At 55.9% G+C, this 15,459-nt stretch carries 18 protein-coding genes; 9 read left to right on the top strand and 9 right to left on the bottom strand.

What is annotated here, in order from left to right; genetic code table 11:
* Nucleotides 1-186: 186 nt before the first annotated feature.
* A complete protein-coding gene (gene tyrS, locus GHO25_RS13210) occupies nt 187-1,386 on the bottom strand; it encodes a tyrosine--tRNA ligase (RefSeq protein WP_153329212.1) in 1,200 nt (399 codons plus the stop codon).
* Between the two features lie 212 nt (nt 1,387-1,598).
* Between tyrS and GHO25_RS13205 the strand changes: the two genes are divergently transcribed.
* Both GHO25_RS13205 and GHO25_RS13200 read left to right on the top strand, forming a co-directional pair.
* Nucleotides 1,599-2,999 carry a peptidoglycan DD-metalloendopeptidase family protein gene (locus GHO25_RS13205; protein ID WP_153329210.1) on the top strand — a complete coding sequence of 467 codons (1,401 nt, stop codon included), beginning with the start codon at nt 1,599-1,601 and terminating at the stop codon, nt 2,997-2,999.
* 3 nt (nt 3,000-3,002) lie between these two features.
* Nucleotides 3,003-4,094, top strand: coding sequence for an anhydro-N-acetylmuramic acid kinase (locus tag GHO25_RS13200; protein WP_153390951.1), 1,092 nt, complete (start codon nt 3,003-3,005; stop codon nt 4,092-4,094).
* 61 nt (nt 4,095-4,155) lie between these two features.
* On the opposite strand, the gene erpA is transcribed toward GHO25_RS13200, so the two are convergent.
* Nucleotides 4,156-4,506 (bottom strand): iron-sulfur cluster insertion protein ErpA, encoded by a 351-nt coding sequence (erpA, locus tag GHO25_RS13195; RefSeq protein WP_048372172.1) that lies wholly within the window; start codon nt 4,504-4,506, stop codon nt 4,156-4,158.
* A 147-nt stretch (nt 4,507-4,653) separates the two neighbouring features.
* Nucleotides 4,654-5,688 carry an N-acetyl-gamma-glutamyl-phosphate reductase gene (argC, locus tag GHO25_RS13190; RefSeq protein WP_048389637.1) on the bottom strand — a complete coding sequence of 345 codons (1,035 nt, stop codon included), beginning with the start codon at nt 5,686-5,688 and terminating at the stop codon, nt 4,654-4,656.
* Nucleotides 5,689-5,821: 133 nt separating this feature from the next.
* On the opposite strand from argC, the gene hemJ reads away from it, so the two are divergent.
* From hemJ to coq7, 6 genes are all read left to right on the top strand, one after another.
* The gene (gene hemJ, locus GHO25_RS13185; RefSeq protein ID WP_048372176.1) at nt 5,822-6,247 is read left to right on the top strand and encodes a protoporphyrinogen oxidase HemJ; all 426 of its coding nucleotides are present in this window, start codon (nt 5,822-5,824) and stop codon (nt 6,245-6,247) included.
* Between the two features lie 30 nt (nt 6,248-6,277).
* Entirely contained in the window at nt 6,278-7,237 is a 960-nt protein-coding gene (locus tag GHO25_RS13180; RefSeq protein ID WP_048372178.1) for a nitronate monooxygenase family protein, read from the top strand.
* A 60-nt stretch (nt 7,238-7,297) separates the two neighbouring features.
* Nucleotides 7,298-7,816, top strand: a complete 519-nt coding sequence (locus GHO25_RS13175) for a DUF805 domain-containing protein (protein ID WP_153390950.1) — start codon at nt 7,298-7,300, stop codon at nt 7,814-7,816.
* A gap of 76 nt (nt 7,817-7,892) precedes the next feature.
* Nucleotides 7,893-8,681 carry an SDR family oxidoreductase gene (locus tag GHO25_RS13170; RefSeq protein ID WP_048372181.1) on the top strand — a complete coding sequence of 263 codons (789 nt, stop codon included), beginning with the start codon at nt 7,893-7,895 and terminating at the stop codon, nt 8,679-8,681.
* A gap of 66 nt (nt 8,682-8,747) precedes the next feature.
* A complete protein-coding gene (locus GHO25_RS13165) occupies nt 8,748-9,086 on the top strand; it encodes a histidine triad nucleotide-binding protein (protein ID WP_153329208.1) in 339 nt (112 codons plus the stop codon).
* Between the two features lie 122 nt (nt 9,087-9,208).
* The gene (coq7, locus tag GHO25_RS13160; protein WP_048372185.1) at nt 9,209-9,856 is read left to right on the top strand and encodes a 2-polyprenyl-3-methyl-6-methoxy-1,4-benzoquinone monooxygenase; all 648 of its coding nucleotides are present in this window, start codon (nt 9,209-9,211) and stop codon (nt 9,854-9,856) included.
* Nucleotides 9,857-9,924: 68 nt separating this feature from the next.
* Here coq7 and speD read toward each other — a convergent pair whose 3' ends face one another.
* The gene (gene speD / locus GHO25_RS13155) at nt 9,925-10,716 is read right to left on the bottom strand and encodes an adenosylmethionine decarboxylase (protein WP_048372186.1); all 792 of its coding nucleotides are present in this window, start codon (nt 10,714-10,716) and stop codon (nt 9,925-9,927) included.
* A 238-nt stretch (nt 10,717-10,954) separates the two neighbouring features.
* On the bottom strand, nt 10,955-11,377 hold the full coding sequence (locus tag GHO25_RS13150) for an OsmC family protein (RefSeq protein ID WP_048372189.1): 423 nt from the start codon (nt 11,375-11,377) through the stop codon (nt 10,955-10,957).
* Between the two features lie 221 nt (nt 11,378-11,598).
* On the opposite strand from GHO25_RS13150, the gene crp reads away from it, so the two are divergent.
* On the top strand, nt 11,599-12,243 hold the full coding sequence (gene crp, locus GHO25_RS13145) for a cAMP-activated global transcriptional regulator CRP (protein WP_048372190.1): 645 nt from the start codon (nt 11,599-11,601) through the stop codon (nt 12,241-12,243).
* Here the strand turns inward: crp and GHO25_RS13140 are convergent.
* The 4 genes from GHO25_RS13140 to GHO25_RS13125 are packed head-to-tail and all read right to left on the bottom strand — an operon-like array spanning nt 12,240 to nt 15,452.
* Nucleotides 12,240-12,941 carry a lipoate--protein ligase family protein gene (locus GHO25_RS13140; protein WP_153390949.1) on the bottom strand — a complete coding sequence of 234 codons (702 nt, stop codon included), beginning with the start codon at nt 12,939-12,941 and terminating at the stop codon, nt 12,240-12,242. The genes crp and GHO25_RS13140 overlap by 4 nt on opposite strands.
* Nucleotides 12,942-12,966: 25 nt before the next feature.
* Entirely contained in the window at nt 12,967-13,803 is an 837-nt protein-coding gene (trpC, locus tag GHO25_RS13135; RefSeq protein ID WP_153390948.1) for an indole-3-glycerol phosphate synthase TrpC, read from the bottom strand.
* On the bottom strand, nt 13,800-14,849 hold the full coding sequence (trpD, locus tag GHO25_RS13130) for an anthranilate phosphoribosyltransferase (protein WP_153329204.1): 1,050 nt from the start codon (nt 14,847-14,849) through the stop codon (nt 13,800-13,802). Before trpD ends, trpC begins: the two co-directional genes overlap by 4 nt.
* A gap of 9 nt (nt 14,850-14,858) precedes the next feature.
* The gene (locus tag GHO25_RS13125) at nt 14,859-15,452 is read right to left on the bottom strand and encodes an aminodeoxychorismate/anthranilate synthase component II (RefSeq protein WP_048372197.1); all 594 of its coding nucleotides are present in this window, start codon (nt 15,450-15,452) and stop codon (nt 14,859-14,861) included.
* Between the last annotated feature and the right edge of the window lie 7 nt (nt 15,453-15,459).

Raw genomic sequence — 15,459 nt, 5'->3', positions numbered from 1 at the left:
GCGGGAGGCGAATTCTACAGCGTTACACGCTGCTGTCAACACCTCATTTCCTGCTTCGATGAATTGAAGCTGGCACCATCAAAATCATCCAACTCATTGATATTCAAAGAGTTTTCCGTTTCGACTACGCCGGAAGTGGGCGCATTATAGGCTAATAAAATGCGCCGTCCAGCACTAATTTCAGTTTTATTCAGCTTTTAGCGTAATTCGCGCAAAAGACTTCTTGCCAGCCTGGCAAACGTGAGTCGAACCCACTGCATATATATAGGAGCGATCAACCACCTCACCATCTATACGCACACCACCCGAGCCCAGCAAATCCCGCGCAACCGCAGAGTTCTTCACCAAGCCTGCTTTATTAAGGACGGCCGCAATCGGCATGTCTTCTGCCGACACGAGTTCAATCTCAGGCAAGTCATCCGGCAACTCGCCATCCTTCATCCGGTTACCCGCACCGCGATGAGCATTAGCTGCCGCCTCTTCACCATGGAAGCGCGCCACAATCTCTTCAGCCAGCTTGATCTTGATGTCACGCGGATTAGCCCCCGACTCAACATCAGCACGCAAAGCATTGATTTCGTCCATCGAACGGAAGCTCAGCAATTCGAAGTAACGCCACATCAACGCATCCGGAATAGAAACCAGCTTGCTATACATCACGCCCGGCGCTTCCTGGATCCCGACGTAGTTACCCAAAGACTTGGACATCTTCTTAACACCGTCCAACCCCTCAAGCAGCGGCATCGTCACGATGCACTGAGCTTCCTGGCCGTAGCCGCGCTGCAACTCACGCCCCATCAGCAAGTTGAACTTCTGGTCAGTACCACCCAGCTCAACATCAGCCTTCAGCGCAACAGAGTCATAACCTTGCACCAACGGATAAAGGAACTCATGAATAGCGATTGGCTGGTTGGTGGTGTAGCGCTTGTCGAAGTCATCGCGCTCGAGCATACGAGCAACGGTGTATTGAGACGTCAGACGAATAAAGTCAGCAGGCCCCATTTGATCCATCCAGGTGGAGTTGAACGCCACCTCGGTCTTGGCCGGATCAAGAATCTTGAAGACTTGGGTTTTATAAGTCTCGGCATTATCGAGCACTTGCTCACGCGTCAGCGGCGGACGCGTAGCACTCTTGCCACTTGGATCGCCAATCATCCCGGTGAAGTCCCCAATAAGGAAAATCACCTGATGCCCCAGATCCTGGAACTGGCGCAGCTTATTAATAAGTACGGTGTGCCCCAAGTGCAGATCCGGCGCCGTCGGGTCGAAACCTGCCTTAATACGCAACGGCTGGCCGCGCTTGAGTTTCTCGACCAATTCAGACTCGACCAGCACCTCTTCGGCACCACGCTTGATTAGCGCTAGCTGCTCTTCAACCGACTTCATATCAGACCCGTAAGGCTCAAATTCAAAAAGGAACCAACCATACAAGATCAGAGACTAATTACAAGTTCTGCCCGGCATACGGCGACCATCCGCCCAGGAAAGGTTCGTCGACTTGCTTCAAGGGTGATTTGGTTATATTTTATACAGTTATTTCATCTTTACCGTGTCAGTCATCTTTTCCAATTCATCCTTTATTCAAAGTCAAATTATCTATGACCAGTCAACCGCCTAAAGCGCCACCGCTTTATCCGAAGACCCACCTGCTTGCCGCAAGTGGTATCGCCGCCCTTTTAAGCTTGGCCCTGTTGGTTTTCCCATCGAGCGAAGTAGAAGCAAAAAGAACAACCCTGAGCCTCGAACTGGAAACCCCTGCCGAGCAACTCAAGCAAGACCAAGGCAGCGAAGAGCTGGTCCAGACGACCAACGACGCTACCCCAGCGCCTTTTGCTCAAATAGAACAGCCAGACAGCACCCCTGAAGCCACCGCCAAAGTCGAAGAACCCAAAGCCCCAAACCATCGTGAAGTGGTCGTCACCAAAGGCGATACGCTGTCTACTCTATTCGAAAAAGTAGGCCTGCCCGCGTCCTCCGTTCATGAAATTTTGGCCAGCGACAAACAAGCCAAGCAATTCAGCCAGCTCAAACACGGCCAGAAACTTGAGTTTGAAATGGGCCCTGACGGTCAGCTAAACAACCTGCACAGCCAAGTAAGTGATCTTGAAACCATTACCCTCACCAAAAGTGCCAAGGGCTATACGTTTCGCCGCGTGACCGCACAACCGACTCTCAAATCCGCCTACGTACACGGCGTTATCACCAGCTCATTGTCTGCCTCCGGCCAGCGTGCAGGCTTGCCGCACAGCATGACCATGCAAATGGCCAAGGTATTCGGCTACGACATCGACTTCGCTCAGGACATCCACCCTGGCGACCAGTTCGAAATCATCTACGAGCAAAAAGTGATTAACGGCAAGAGCGTCGGCACCGGCAACATCCTGTCTGCCCGCTTTACCAACCGCGGCAAAACCTACACCGCAGTGCGCTACACCAACAAGCAAGGCATCAGCAATTACTACACCGCTGACGGCAACAGCATGCGCAAAGCATTCATCCGTACTCCGGTTGATTTTGCCCGTATCAGCTCGCGATTCTCTTCAGGCCGCAAGCACCCCATCCTGAACAAAATCCGTGCCCACAAAGGCGTCGATTATGCGGCTCCGCGCGGCACACCGATCAAGGCAACGGGCGATGGCAAAGTCTTCCTTGCAGGCCGCCAAGGTGGTTACGGCAACACCGTCATCATCCAGCACGGCAACACCTACCGCACCCTGTACGGGCACATGCAAGGCTTCGCCAAAGGCATTAAAACCGGTGGCACAGTGAAGCAAGGCCAAGTGATTGGTTACATCGGTACAACGGGCCTGTCCACCGGACCGCACCTGCATTACGAGTTCCAGGTCAATGGCGTTCACGTAGACCCGCTTGGCCAAAAGCTGCCAATGGCCGACCCGATCGCAAAAGCAGAGCGCACCCGCTTCCTGCAACAAAGCCAACCGTTAATGGCCCGCATGAACCAAGAGAAAGCCACTCTCCTGGCTTCGAGCAAGCGCTAAGCCATGGCTCTCTATATAGGCGTAATGTCCGGCACCAGCCTGGACGGTCTGGACATTGCACTTATAGAGCTGGGAGCGAGCATCAAACTGCTCGCCACCCACTACACGCCCATGCCAGACGCACTGCGCAGTGAACTACTGGGCTTGTGCAGCAGCGGACCAAACGAAATAGCCCGTTGTGCCATCGCTGAAAACCATTGGGTCGAACTGGCCGCTCAGGGCATCAATAGCCTGCTCAAGCAGCAGCAGCTATCGCCCAATGCCATCCGCGCCATTGGCAGCCATGGCCAAACGATCCGGCACGAGCCTGCACAAGGTTTCACCGTCCAGATCGGCAACCCTGCCTTGCTGGCCGAGCTCACCAATATCTGCGTAGTGAGTGATTTCCGCCGTCGCGACGTAGCCGCTGGCGGCCAAGGCGCGCCACTGGTTCCAGCCTTCCATGAAGCCTTGTTTACCGATGATGTAGGCTACCGGGCCGTATTGAACGTAGGAGGCTTCAGCAATTTAAGCCTGATTACTCCTGAAAACCCCGTCGCAGGGTTCGACTGCGGCCCGGGGAATGTTCTGCTGGATGCTTGGACACAAACGCAACGCAATGAACTCTATGACCGAAATGGCCAATGGGCAGCCAGTGGCAAGGTCGCCCCTCCTCTGCTTAGCACCTTGCTGAATGACCCCTTCTTCCTAACAAAGGGCCCAAAGAGTACAGGCCGCGAGGTGTTTAACCTCCCATGGTTGCAGAATCACCTGAGCGCGCTTCCGGCCTTTGCCGCAGAAGATGTTCAGGCCACCCTGCTGGAGCTCACCGCGCAGACTATCGTGCAGTCACTGCAGGCAGCCCAAGCGCATACCAGCGAACTGTTGGTATGCGGGGGTGGCGCGCATAACGGTGCATTGATGGCCCGCCTCGCTCAGTTACTGGAGCAAACACAAGTCAGCAGCACCCAGGCCAAAGGCGTTGACCCAGACTGGGTTGAGGCGATGGCCTTTGCATGGCTTGCGCACTGCTGCCTTGAAAACATCCCCACCAACCGCCCAAGCGTCACCGGGGCACGCGGCCTGCGTGTTCTGGGCGCTATATACCCTGCCTGATCGCAGACAGCAAAACGCCGCGATTCGACGCGGCGTTAAGGGTGTTGCAGGTATCGCGAAATTAAATCGAGAACGATGATCCGCAACCACAGGTCGTGGTCGCATTCGGGTTCTTGATGACAAAGCGCGAACCTTCCAGGCCTTCCTGATAATCCACCTCGGCACCTGCCAAGTACTGGAAGCTCATCGGATCGACCACCAGGCTTACGCCTTCGCGCTCAACGATGGTGTCATCGTCGGCCACGTCTTCATCGAAAGTAAAACCATACTGAAAACCGGAACAACCGCCGCCCGTTACAAATACGCGCAACTTCAAACGATCATTACCCTCTTCATCGACCAGGCTCTTCACCTTGTGCGCAGCACCTTCGGTGAATTGCAAAGCCGTGGGGGTGAAGGATTCGACGCTCATGCTGACTATCTCCCGGCGCTATGCCGCCATAATGCGTGATGAAGCGCATTATCCGCTTCTCCTAGAAAAGCGGTCAACTATTAAGGGAGCAGCGGCAAGCTTCAAGCTACAGGCTTGCCGCGCACAACGTGAAGCTTACAGCTGCTCTTACGGCAACATCCCGGCGTGAGACAAGCCCAGGCGCTCATCCAGACCGAACAGAATGTTCATGTTCTGCACCGCTTGGCCAGAAGCCCCTTTAACCAGGTTATCGATAACCGACAACACCACGACCAAGTCACCGTCCTGTGGGCGATGCACCGCGATACGGCATACGTTCGCCCCGCGCACACTGCGGGTTTCCGGGTGGCTGCCGGCAGGCATCACGTCAACAAAAGGCTCGTTGGCATAACGCTTTTCGTACAACGCCTGCAAGTCGACCGAACGATCCACCACAGTGGCGTAAAGCGTGGAATGAATACCACGAATCATCGGCGTCAGATGTGGGACGAAGGTCAAACCCACGTCTTTACCTGCAGCACGACGCAGGCCCTGACGAATTTCTGGCAAATGGCGATGCCCTTTTACCGCATAAGCTTTCATGCTTTCGGACGTCTCGGCATACAACGAGCCGACACTAGCACCGCGCCCGGCACCGCTGACACCCGATTTACAGTCAGCAATCAGCACAGAGGTATCCGCCAGCCCGGCTTCCAGCAACGGCAAAAAGCCCAGTTGTGCGGACGTTGGATAGCAGCCCGGCACCGCAATCAGGCGGGCCTGTTTGATTTGCTCGCGGTTAACCTCAGGCAAACCATAAACAGCTTCCTTCAACAACTCTGGCGCGCCGTGCGGCTGACCGTACCACTTGGCCCATTCATCCGCGTCCTGCAAGCGGAAGTCTGCAGACAGGTCGATCACCTTGGTGCCAGCCGCCAGCAATTCGCCAGCCAGTGCGTGAGCAACGCCGTGAGGCGTGGCGAAAAACACCACGTCGCAGGCCGCCAATGTCTGAGTGTCCGGCACGCTGAACGCCAGGCCGTCATAGTGACCGCGCAGGTTCGGGTACAGATCGGCAACTGGCAGGCCCGCCTCGGATCGAGAAGTGATGGCAACCACTTCAGCTTGCGGATGCTGTGCCAGCAAACGCAGTAATTCGACACCGGTGTAACCCGTGCCGCCGACAATACCGACCTTGACCATAACCTGCCCTCAACGAACCCACTGGAAAGCCCTCGATAATAGGGACACCGCGCCCCTGCGACAACCGTCAAGGTGACTCTCAGACGCTCTACTACTACTATTTGGTCTACCGTGAACCTGGGAATAACTAAAAATGCTTTATCTATGGATCAAAGCCTTCCACATCATCAGCATCGTCTGTTGGTTTGCAGGCCTGTTTTACCTGCCTCGCCTCTTTGTTTACCACGCACAAAGCGAAGATTCCGTCAGCAAAGAAAGATTTAGCCTCATGGAACGCAAGCTGTATCGCGGCATCATGGGCCCTGCAATGATCGCCACACTGATCTTCGGCGGCTGGCTGCTCTACCTGACCCCGGGCTTTCTCAGCCAAGGGTGGATGCACGCCAAACTGACCCTGGTGTTTCTGCTGATCGGTTATCACCACATGTGTGGCGCTCAGGTAAAACGCTTTGCCCGTGGCGAGAACACACGCAGCCACGTGTTTTATCGCTGGTTCAACGAAGTCCCTGTTTTATTCCTGCTGGCCATCGTCATCCTGGTGGTGGTCAAACCGTTCTGAATTCAACTCTCCCAACCTTGAGGTTATCCAATGTCACTGCCTGCCTTGCTGGATCAACGCTTGCGCCTGCCGGTAGTTGCCGCGCCCATGTTTCTGATTTCCAACCCGCAACTCGTCCTGGCGTGTTGCCGCAATGGCGTCGTGGGCAGCTTTCCGGCGCTCAATCAACGTGACAGCAGTGGTTTCAAAGCCTGGCTTGAAGAGATCGAAGCCGGGCTGGCGACATTGGAAAACCCGGCGCCCTACGCCGTTAACCTGATTGTGCACAACAGTAACCCACGACTGCAGGCGGATCTGGCGATTTGCATCGAGCATAAAGTGCCCATCGTCATCACCAGCCTGGGTGCGGTTAAAGAGGTCGTTGATGCCGTCCACAGTTATGGCGGGCTGGTTTTCCACGACGTAACCACCCGCCGCCATGCCGAAAAAGCCGCAGAAGCGGGCGTTGATGGCCTGATTGCTGTGGCCGCAGGCGCCGGTGGCCATGCTGGCACCTGGAGCCCGCTCGCGCTGGTGGCAGAGATTCGTCAGTTCTTCGATAAAACCCTTTTGCTGGCCGGTTGCATCAACCACGGCCACGAAATTTTGGCCGCTCAAGTGTTGGGCGCGGACCTCGCTTACTTGGGTACACGCTTTATCAGCACTCAGGAAAGCCATGCCCCTGACGCATACAAAGAGATGCTAGTGGCCTCCCATGCCGCCGACATCATCCACACTGCGGCGGTATCGGGCGTACCCGCCAGTTTCATGCGTCAAAGCCTTGAGAATGCAGGTTTTGATCTGGCAGCCCTTAAAACCCAGGGCGAAGTAAAACTCAAGCCGCTCACTGACGAAGCCAAAGCCTGGAAAACCGTATGGTCCGCGGGTCAGGGTGTAGGAGAAATCACCGATCTCCCGACAACCGAGCAATTAATTACCCGCATGGACGAGGAGTACCGCACAGCGTTAAGCCTTACCTCACAACTGGCCCAGCATTGGCCGCGACACTGACACCTCGAAGCCCGCCCACCCGGCGGGCTTTTTTAAAGACACACCGACAAGGAAGCCACCATGCCAGAACCGAGCCTGGGCAATACACCCTCAGAAACACCTTTCGCCACGCTGGACCCTCTGGGGTTCGACGGTCGCATCGGCCGTTTGCGATTTTTGGTCTGGAGCACCGTGATCACCCTCATTGCTATCGTGACCGGGGTATTGGTACTGCTGGCCGTCAATGTTTCACCCACATTGGGAATTACCTGCGGCGCAACACTGGCCATTGCTTATGCGTTCATTAGCCTGAGAATTGGCGCCCAGCGCCTGCATGACCTCAATTGGTCCGCCTGGATGTTGCTGCTTCATCTGGTACCGATGGCCAACCTGGTACTCGCGGTCATGATGCTCCTGATGCCCGGCACAGAAGGCCCGAACAAATACGGCCCGCCGCCACCGCCCAACAGCCGCTCAGTCACCATCGGCGCGTGGATCATCATTTTCTTCATCGGTTTGAGCCTGTTCGTGATGGCGGCGCTCTTCGCTTTAGGCTTAATGGCAACGTTGATCAACGCAGCCACCAGCAACACCCTGTAAACTGCGCAGCTAAATGAACGCGTTAACGCCAGGGACATCATTGTCACCGGACTGTACCGTTGCGATGGAGAGAAACATGACCCGTTACGCTTTGATCACTGGTGCTTCCAGCGGCATTGGCCTGGCCCTGGCAGAAGCACTTGCCCGCCGCGGGCGCAGCCTCATCCTTGTAGCGCGTCAGCGCGATGCGCTGGAAAGCATTGCGCTTGAGTTGACCCAGCGTTTCGGTGTCGAGGTGTTGTTCCGCGCCTGTGACTTGGGCGAACCCCTGCGCCTGTCCGGCTTTTTGCTGGAGCTGGAGGAAGGTGACCGGCAAATCGACCTGCTGATCAACTGCGCCGGCATTGGCACTTGCGGGCCATTCCTCGCCCATGACTGGAGCGCCGAGCAAGACCTGATCGAGCTCAACATCCTTGCCCTGACCCGCATGTGCCATGCCATTGGCAACATGATGGCCGTGCAGGGTGGCGGGCAAATCCTCAACGTCTCATCGATCGCCGCCTACCAGCCCGGCCCGTGGCTCAGCACCTACTTCGCGAGTAAAGCCTATGTACTGCATTTCTCGGAAGGCTTGCGCGAAGAAGTGAAAAAAACCGGCATCAAAGTCTCAGTGCTGTGCCCCGGAGTCACCCGCACCGGCTTTTTCGACGCGGCGAACATGAACCCGGAAGCCGTCAAACGTAATAAAAGTGCCCTGAGCCCTGAAGAAGTTGCCCTTTACACCGTGCGCGCACTCGACAAGAACAAGGCGATTATCATGCCCGGCTGGCGCAACCGCTGGCTCACGCGCATGCCACGCCTGCTTTCTCGCTGGCTGACCCGCAAAATCGCAGCCTCAGTGAACAAATCTTACTGCCCGCGTTAACGAGACTGGGCGTAATCGGTGTCCGTGAGTACACTCAGACCGGACTTCACTCACGGAGACAACGCTTTGGATACTCTGTTCACCAAAATCATCAACCGTGAAATACCGGCCAAGATCATCTACGAGGATGATCAAGTGCTGGCTTTTCACGACATTGCCCCCCAAGCGCCGATTCACTTTTTGGTCATTCCAAAAAAACACATCGCCACCCTCAATGACCTGACCGAAGAAGATAAACCGCTGGCCGGGCACATTCTGTTTACCGCGCAGCGCCTGGCCAAAGAGCTGGGCTGCGAAGACGGTTTTCGCGTAGTGATGAACTGCAATGAAAATGGTGGCCAGACGGTTTACCACATTCACATGCACGTTCTGGGTCAACGCCAGATGAACTGGCCGCCGGGCTGATTGCCCTGCCCGACCGTATACACCGTGGGAGCCACCGCTCCCACGCCGACGCATGATCCAACGCAAACCCTGCCTGCGCGTTTGAGGTAAACTGGCCACCGTGATTTTTTCCGGAGGTAAGCATGACTACCCAACGTCACTACTCGCCGATTGACCGTCTCCTGTTGCAAGCCGATACCGCCATGCGCACCCTGCTGCCCTTCAGTGGTCAGCCGCATCGCCCTTCCCCGGCCATTGTCAAAACCGAAAAGCCGCTCGATGAAAAAACCGCCCGCCACGTGGCCGGGTTGATGCGCATCAACCACACCGGCGAGGTATGCGCCCAAGCGCTGTACCAAGGGCAGGCCTTGACCGCCAAATTGCCACACGTGCGCGAAGCGATGGAACATGCCGCTGAAGAAGAAATCGACCACTTGGCCTGGTGCGAACACCGTATCCACCAACTGGGCAGCCATACCAGCGTGCTCAACCCGCTGTTCTATGGCATGTCATTTGGTATAGGCGCAGTCGCCGGCCTGATCAGCGACAAAGTTAGCCTCGGCTTTGTTGCCGCGACTGAAGACCAAGTGTGCAAACACCTCAACGAGCACCTTGAGCAACTGCCTGCCGAAGATGAAAAATCCCGCGCCATCCTCGAGCAGATGCGCCTCGACGAAGAACAACACGCCGAGTCAGCATTGAATGCAGGCGGCTACCGCTTCCCGGCGCCGGTAAAATTTGGCATGAGCCTGCTGGCGAAAGTCATGACCAAAAGCACCTATCGCATCTGATCCCGGCATCCAAGCCATAAAAAAGGCGGTTACCTCTCGGTAGCCGCCTTTTTTTGTTGCGCGAAAACTTACCCCATATTGCGGGCGTAGAAGATTTCGAGCATTTCGTGCTTCACGCGCTCAGTGACCTGCGCACGTTGTTCAACCGACAGATTGCTGGTCGCGTCGCCGAACAGGTAATTATCCAGTTCGAAGTTCTTGAGCAGCATCTTGGTGTGGAACAGGTTTTCCTGGTACACGTTCACGTCGGTCATCTGGTAACCGTCGCGGGTGTCTTCGGAGAGGTAGTTCTGGATCGAGTTGATCTCGTGATCGATGAAGTGCTTTTTGCCTTCTACGTCACGGGTAAAACCACGCACACGATAGTCGACCGTAACGATATCCGAATCAAACTGATGGATCAGATAGTTGAGAGCTTTAAGCGGTGAAATAACGCCGCATGTCGACACGTCAATATCCACACGGAAAGTCGCAATACCGTCCACAGGATGAATCTCTGGATAGGTGTGCACCGTGATATGACTTTTGTCGAGATGACCCAAAATGGTCTCTGGCAGCGGGCCAGGGGATTCTTCAATTTGGCTTTCGGTAGGCGTTACCGGCTGCTCAGAAATCAGAATAGTGACGCTGGCGCCTTGTGGATCGTAATCCTGACGAGCGATGTTCAGGATATTGGCCCCAATGATATCGACCACATCTGTGAGGATCTGCGTCAGGCGTTCTGCGTCGTACTCTTGATTGATGTACTCAACGTATGCCTGCTGGTCTTGCGGAGTTTCCGCGTAGCAGATGTCATAGATGTTGAAGCTCAAGGTCTTTGTCAGGTTATTGAACCCGTGGAGCTTGAGTTTGCTTTTCACCGTTATAAAACTCTCTATGTCGATGCGGCTCGGCCGCGTGATCCAGCATGCCCGTCAAGTGCGTGGACGCACCTGCGTAGGACGGTTAACACCTCTTCGCGATGGCGATTTTGGTTATTTGTTCGGACGTGAGCCGGGGTTATTCCCTGCCACTGCCCTTAAAAAAGTGGCGCATTATGCAGACGTCAGCTTCTGATCGCCAGAGTCTGCAATGCTTTTATGTAAATTGGATGTCGGCTCAGCCTAGCTCAACAATTTCATAGTCGTGGCTGATAGCTACACCTGCTGCGCCCAGCATGATCGACGCCGAGCAATATTTCTCGGCAGACAGCTCGATCGCACGCTTGACCTGAGCTTCTTTCAAGCCGCGGCCCTTGACGACAAAGTGCAGGTGAATTTTGGTGAACACTTTTGGGTCTTCAGTGGCGCGTTCCGCTTCCAGAAAAGCCTCACAGCTTTCAACCGGCTGACGCGACTTTTTAAGGATACTGACGACATCAAAGTTACTGCAGCCACCGAGCCCAAGCAGGAGCATTTCCATAGGCCGTACGCCCAGGTTACGACCGCCACTCTCAGGAGGGCCGTCCATGACAACCACATGGCCGCTCCCAGATTCGCCCAGAAACATGGCTTCACCAGCCCATTGAATGCGTGCCTTCATCACCCAGACTCCACTGTTCTAAAAGGGGCGCCAGCTTAGCACAGGGCCTGAAAGCGGTGACTCACCGCACCAAAGGCTTTATCCGTCAGCCCATAATAAAAAATCTACAAACCATACAGAATCTGTCTGTTAAGCTGGCGCCAAATCACTGGCGCCAGCCAGCCAGCGCTCTCTATATAAATAGATCTGCCCCTTACTGTGTACGCTTTCGGGATACAACCATGGTTGCTATTACCCCCCTATCCAAGATCAAGAATCTCGACAAATTTTTGACTCATTGCCAACGCAGACGCTATCCAACCAAGAGCAATATCATCTGCGCAGGCGAACACTCACACACGCTGTTTTTCATTCTCAAAGGCTCTGTCACCATCCTGATTGAGGACGACGAAGGGCGCGAGATGATCATTGCCTACCTCAACTCAGGCGACTTCATTGGCGAGCTGGGCTTGTTTGAACAGGCAGGGCAAGAACAACCCCGCAGCGCTTGGGTTCGAGCCAAGACTGAATGCGAAGTCGCAGAAATCAGCTACGTAAAGTTCCGAGAGTACGCACAACAAGAACCCGAGATTCTTTACTCCTTGAGCGGCCAGATAGCTCAGCGCCTGCGTAACACCACACGCAAGGTGGGCGACTTGGCGTTCTTTGATGTCACAGGCAGAGTCGCGCGTTGCCTGCTGGACCTGTGCAAACAACCCGACGCCATGACCCACCCGGACGGGATGCAGATCAAAATCACGCGTCAGGAGATCGGCAGAATTGTCGGTTGTTCACGAGAGATGGTCGGCCGTGTGCTCAAAGGTCTTGAAGAGCAAAACCTGGTCAGCGTCAAAGGCAAAACCATGGTGGTGTACGGCACCCGCTAAGGGCGCAGCAGGGGCGCCAGAATTTGTTGATAACTGGCACCCAGGCGCTCGAAGAAATCGGGCGCGGCAAACACTTCATGCAAGGCAATATGGCTGTCAGCGAGGCAGTGTTGATCCAGCGCACAGCGCTGATTGAAACGATTGACGGCAGCCACCATCGACTCACGCTCATCTTCAACCAGCAATGCACCGTGCACCAGACCTACAGGCCGTTGGCCGCCCTGGCTTTGGCGCCAGCGCTGAGCCGTGCCAACCAGTTTGCGGGCATTGAGATTGACGTTAAAACGGCCATCACAAAAGGCGCCTTCGACTTCGCCTAAAGACGCCGTGCCGCCCAAAGCCGTCAACAGATCACAGATCGGGTCACACAAGCGGCGATAGGCCGTTTCGATACGACCGTGATCGCCTTCGCTGCGGGGCGGTGCATACACCAGCGCGATATTGACCGTAGAGGCCGATTGAGGAACGGGCTCTCCGCCCGTCTCACGCAACAAAATCGGCCAACCACTGGCGGCCAATTCAACACTGGCTTGATCAAACCCGGCCAACCGGCTCAAACGCCGAGGCATCACTAGCGCACGGTCAGTGGGCTGCCAGAACAGCACACCCGCCTCAGCCTGCCCAGCACACACCGAAGCCAGCAAATCCTGCTCGGCTTTAAGACCTGCTTCGACGGTGAGTTGCTGGATAAGCGCCATAGAGACCTGCCTGAGACAAAACGGGTTAGTCCAGCGTCGAGCCTGTCACGTGCACGCTGCGCTCCGGAAAGAACAAACGCTGCAGCTCAACGCCTGGCTGCTCAGCGCGCATAAACACCTCACCGACGAGGAACGAATACACCTCGCTGATTTCCATCAGCTCAACGTCGGCGCGGTTGAGAATCCCGCTTTCAGTGATCACCAAGCGATCACGCGGCACCCGTGGCAACAAGTCCAGCGTGGTTTCCAGGCTGACCTCAAAGGTGTGCAAATTGCGGTTGTTGATACCCACCAGCGGGGTATCCAGGGTCTTCAAGGCACGTTCCAGTTCATCGGCATCGTGCACTTCAACCAGCACATCCAGGTTGACGCTTTTGGCAACAGCAGCCAGCTCGGCCATCTTCACGTCATCCAGCGCAGAGACGATCAGCAACACGCAGTCCGCCCCCAACGCGCGCGCTTCAACGATCTGATAAGGATCGATCATGAAGTCCTTGCGGATCACCGGCAACTTGCACGCTGCCCGGGCTTCACGCAGGTACTGATCAGCGCCCTGAAAGTAGTCAACGTCGGTCAAAACCGACAAACACGTTGCGCCGCCCAGCTCATAACTTTTGGCAATGTCGGCCGGAACAAAATCTTCGCGGATCACGCCCTTGCTCGGCGATGCCTTTTTAATTTCGGCAATCACAGCCGGCTGCTTCAGCTTGGCCTGAGCCAACAAGGCTTTGGCAAAGCCGCGTACAGGATCAGCCTGAGCCGCCAGACCTTCAAGCTCCGCCAGGCTCACGCGTGCGCTGCGCTCGGCGACTTCTTGAACTTTGCGCGCCAGAATTTTTTCCAGAACGGTAGGCACACTCATGCTTCATTCTCCTGCTTGAAGATCGCGGTAAAGGCGCCCAGCTCTTCGAGTTTTTCTCGCGCCAGACCTGTGTGCAACGCATCGTGGGCCAAAGCCACACCCTCTTTGAGCGTGTAGGCAAGGTCAGCGGCGTACAGCGCAGCGCCGGCATTGAGTACGATCATTTCAGCGGCCTTCTGGCCAGCCTCAGTTTTGCGACGGCCCAAGGCATCGCGGATCAGCTCCAATGATTGCGCCGGGCTATCCACCACCAGGCCAAACAAACTCTGGCTCTTTATACCCAAGTCTTCTGGCTGAACCCAGTACTCAGTGATTTCACCTTTTTTCAGCTCAGCCACAAACGTTGGTGCGGCCAGGCTAAACTCATCCAGACCGTCTTGCGAATGCACCACCAGCACGTGCTTGCTGCCCAGACGCTGCAACACTTCAGCCAGCGGACGGCACAGCGCCTGGTTGAACACCCCGACCACTTGATGCAACACACCAGCCGGATTCGTAAGCGGGCCAAGCATGTTGAACAGGGTGCGCAGCCCCAGGTCGCGACGCGGGACTGCCGCGTGCTTCATGGCGCCGTGATGGGATTGGGCAAACATAAAGCCAATGCCAACGCTGTCGATGCAACGCGCCACCTGAACAGGTGTCAGGTTCAGGTACACCCCGGCAGCCTCAAGCAGGTCGGCACTGCCGCTTTTGCCCGACACCGCACGATTACCGTGTTTGGCCACCGTGCAACCGGCAGCAGAAATCACCAGGGCAGACGCCGTGGAGACGTTGAAAATGTTCGCCCCATCGCCCCCGGTGCCGACGATATCCACCACGCCATCCAGAGTATTGAGCTCGACCTTGTCCGCCAACTCACGCATGGCCGTGACGGCACCGACGATTTCGTCGATGCTTTCGCTCTTCATGCGCATGCCCATCATGAACGCACCAATCTGCGCTTCGGTGCATTGGCCGGTCATGATGTCGCGCATCACATCGCGCATCTCGGCTTCGCTCAAATCAAGGTGACCGACGATACGGCTCAGGGCTGTTTTGATATCCATAAGAAGTCCTTAGCGCGTGCCGCCAGTTTGTTTGAGGAAGTTAGCGAACAGTTCGTGGCCCTGCTCGGTCAGAATCGACTCCGGGTGAAATTGCACCCCTTCAATGTTCAGCGTTTTGTGGCGCAGGCCCATGATCTCGTCAACCGAACCATCGGCATGTTGCGTCCAGGCCGTGAGCTCCAGGCACTCCGGCAGGGTTTCACGCTTGACCACCAGCGAGTGGTAACGCGTCACGGTCAGCGGGTTGTTCAGGCCCTGGAATACACCCGTGTCCAGGTGATACACCGGGCTGGTTTTACCGTGCATCACTTGCCGGGCGCGAACCACGTCACCGCCAAAGGCCTGGCCGATGGACTGATGGCCCAGGCACACACCCAGAATCGGCAGCTTGCCGGCAAAGTACTTGATCGCTTCAAGGGAAATGCCCGCCTCGTTAGGCGTGCACGGGCCGGGTGAGACCACAATGCGCTCAGGTTTGAGCGCCTCGATCTGGGCCACGGTCAATTCGTCGTTGCGCACCACTTTGACCTCGGCACCCAACTCGCCGAGGTATTGCACAACGTTGTAAGTAAAAGAGTCGTAATTGTCGATCATCAGCAACATGGCAAAG

Origin of the sequence: Pseudomonas sp. FSL R10-1350 (assembly GCF_009600525.1) — a bacterium.
Classification (GTDB): Bacteria; Pseudomonadota; Gammaproteobacteria; order Pseudomonadales; family Pseudomonadaceae; genus Aquipseudomonas; species Aquipseudomonas helleri.
Note: the sequence above shows the minus strand (reverse complement) of the source record. Positions and strands in the feature narration are given on the sequence as shown.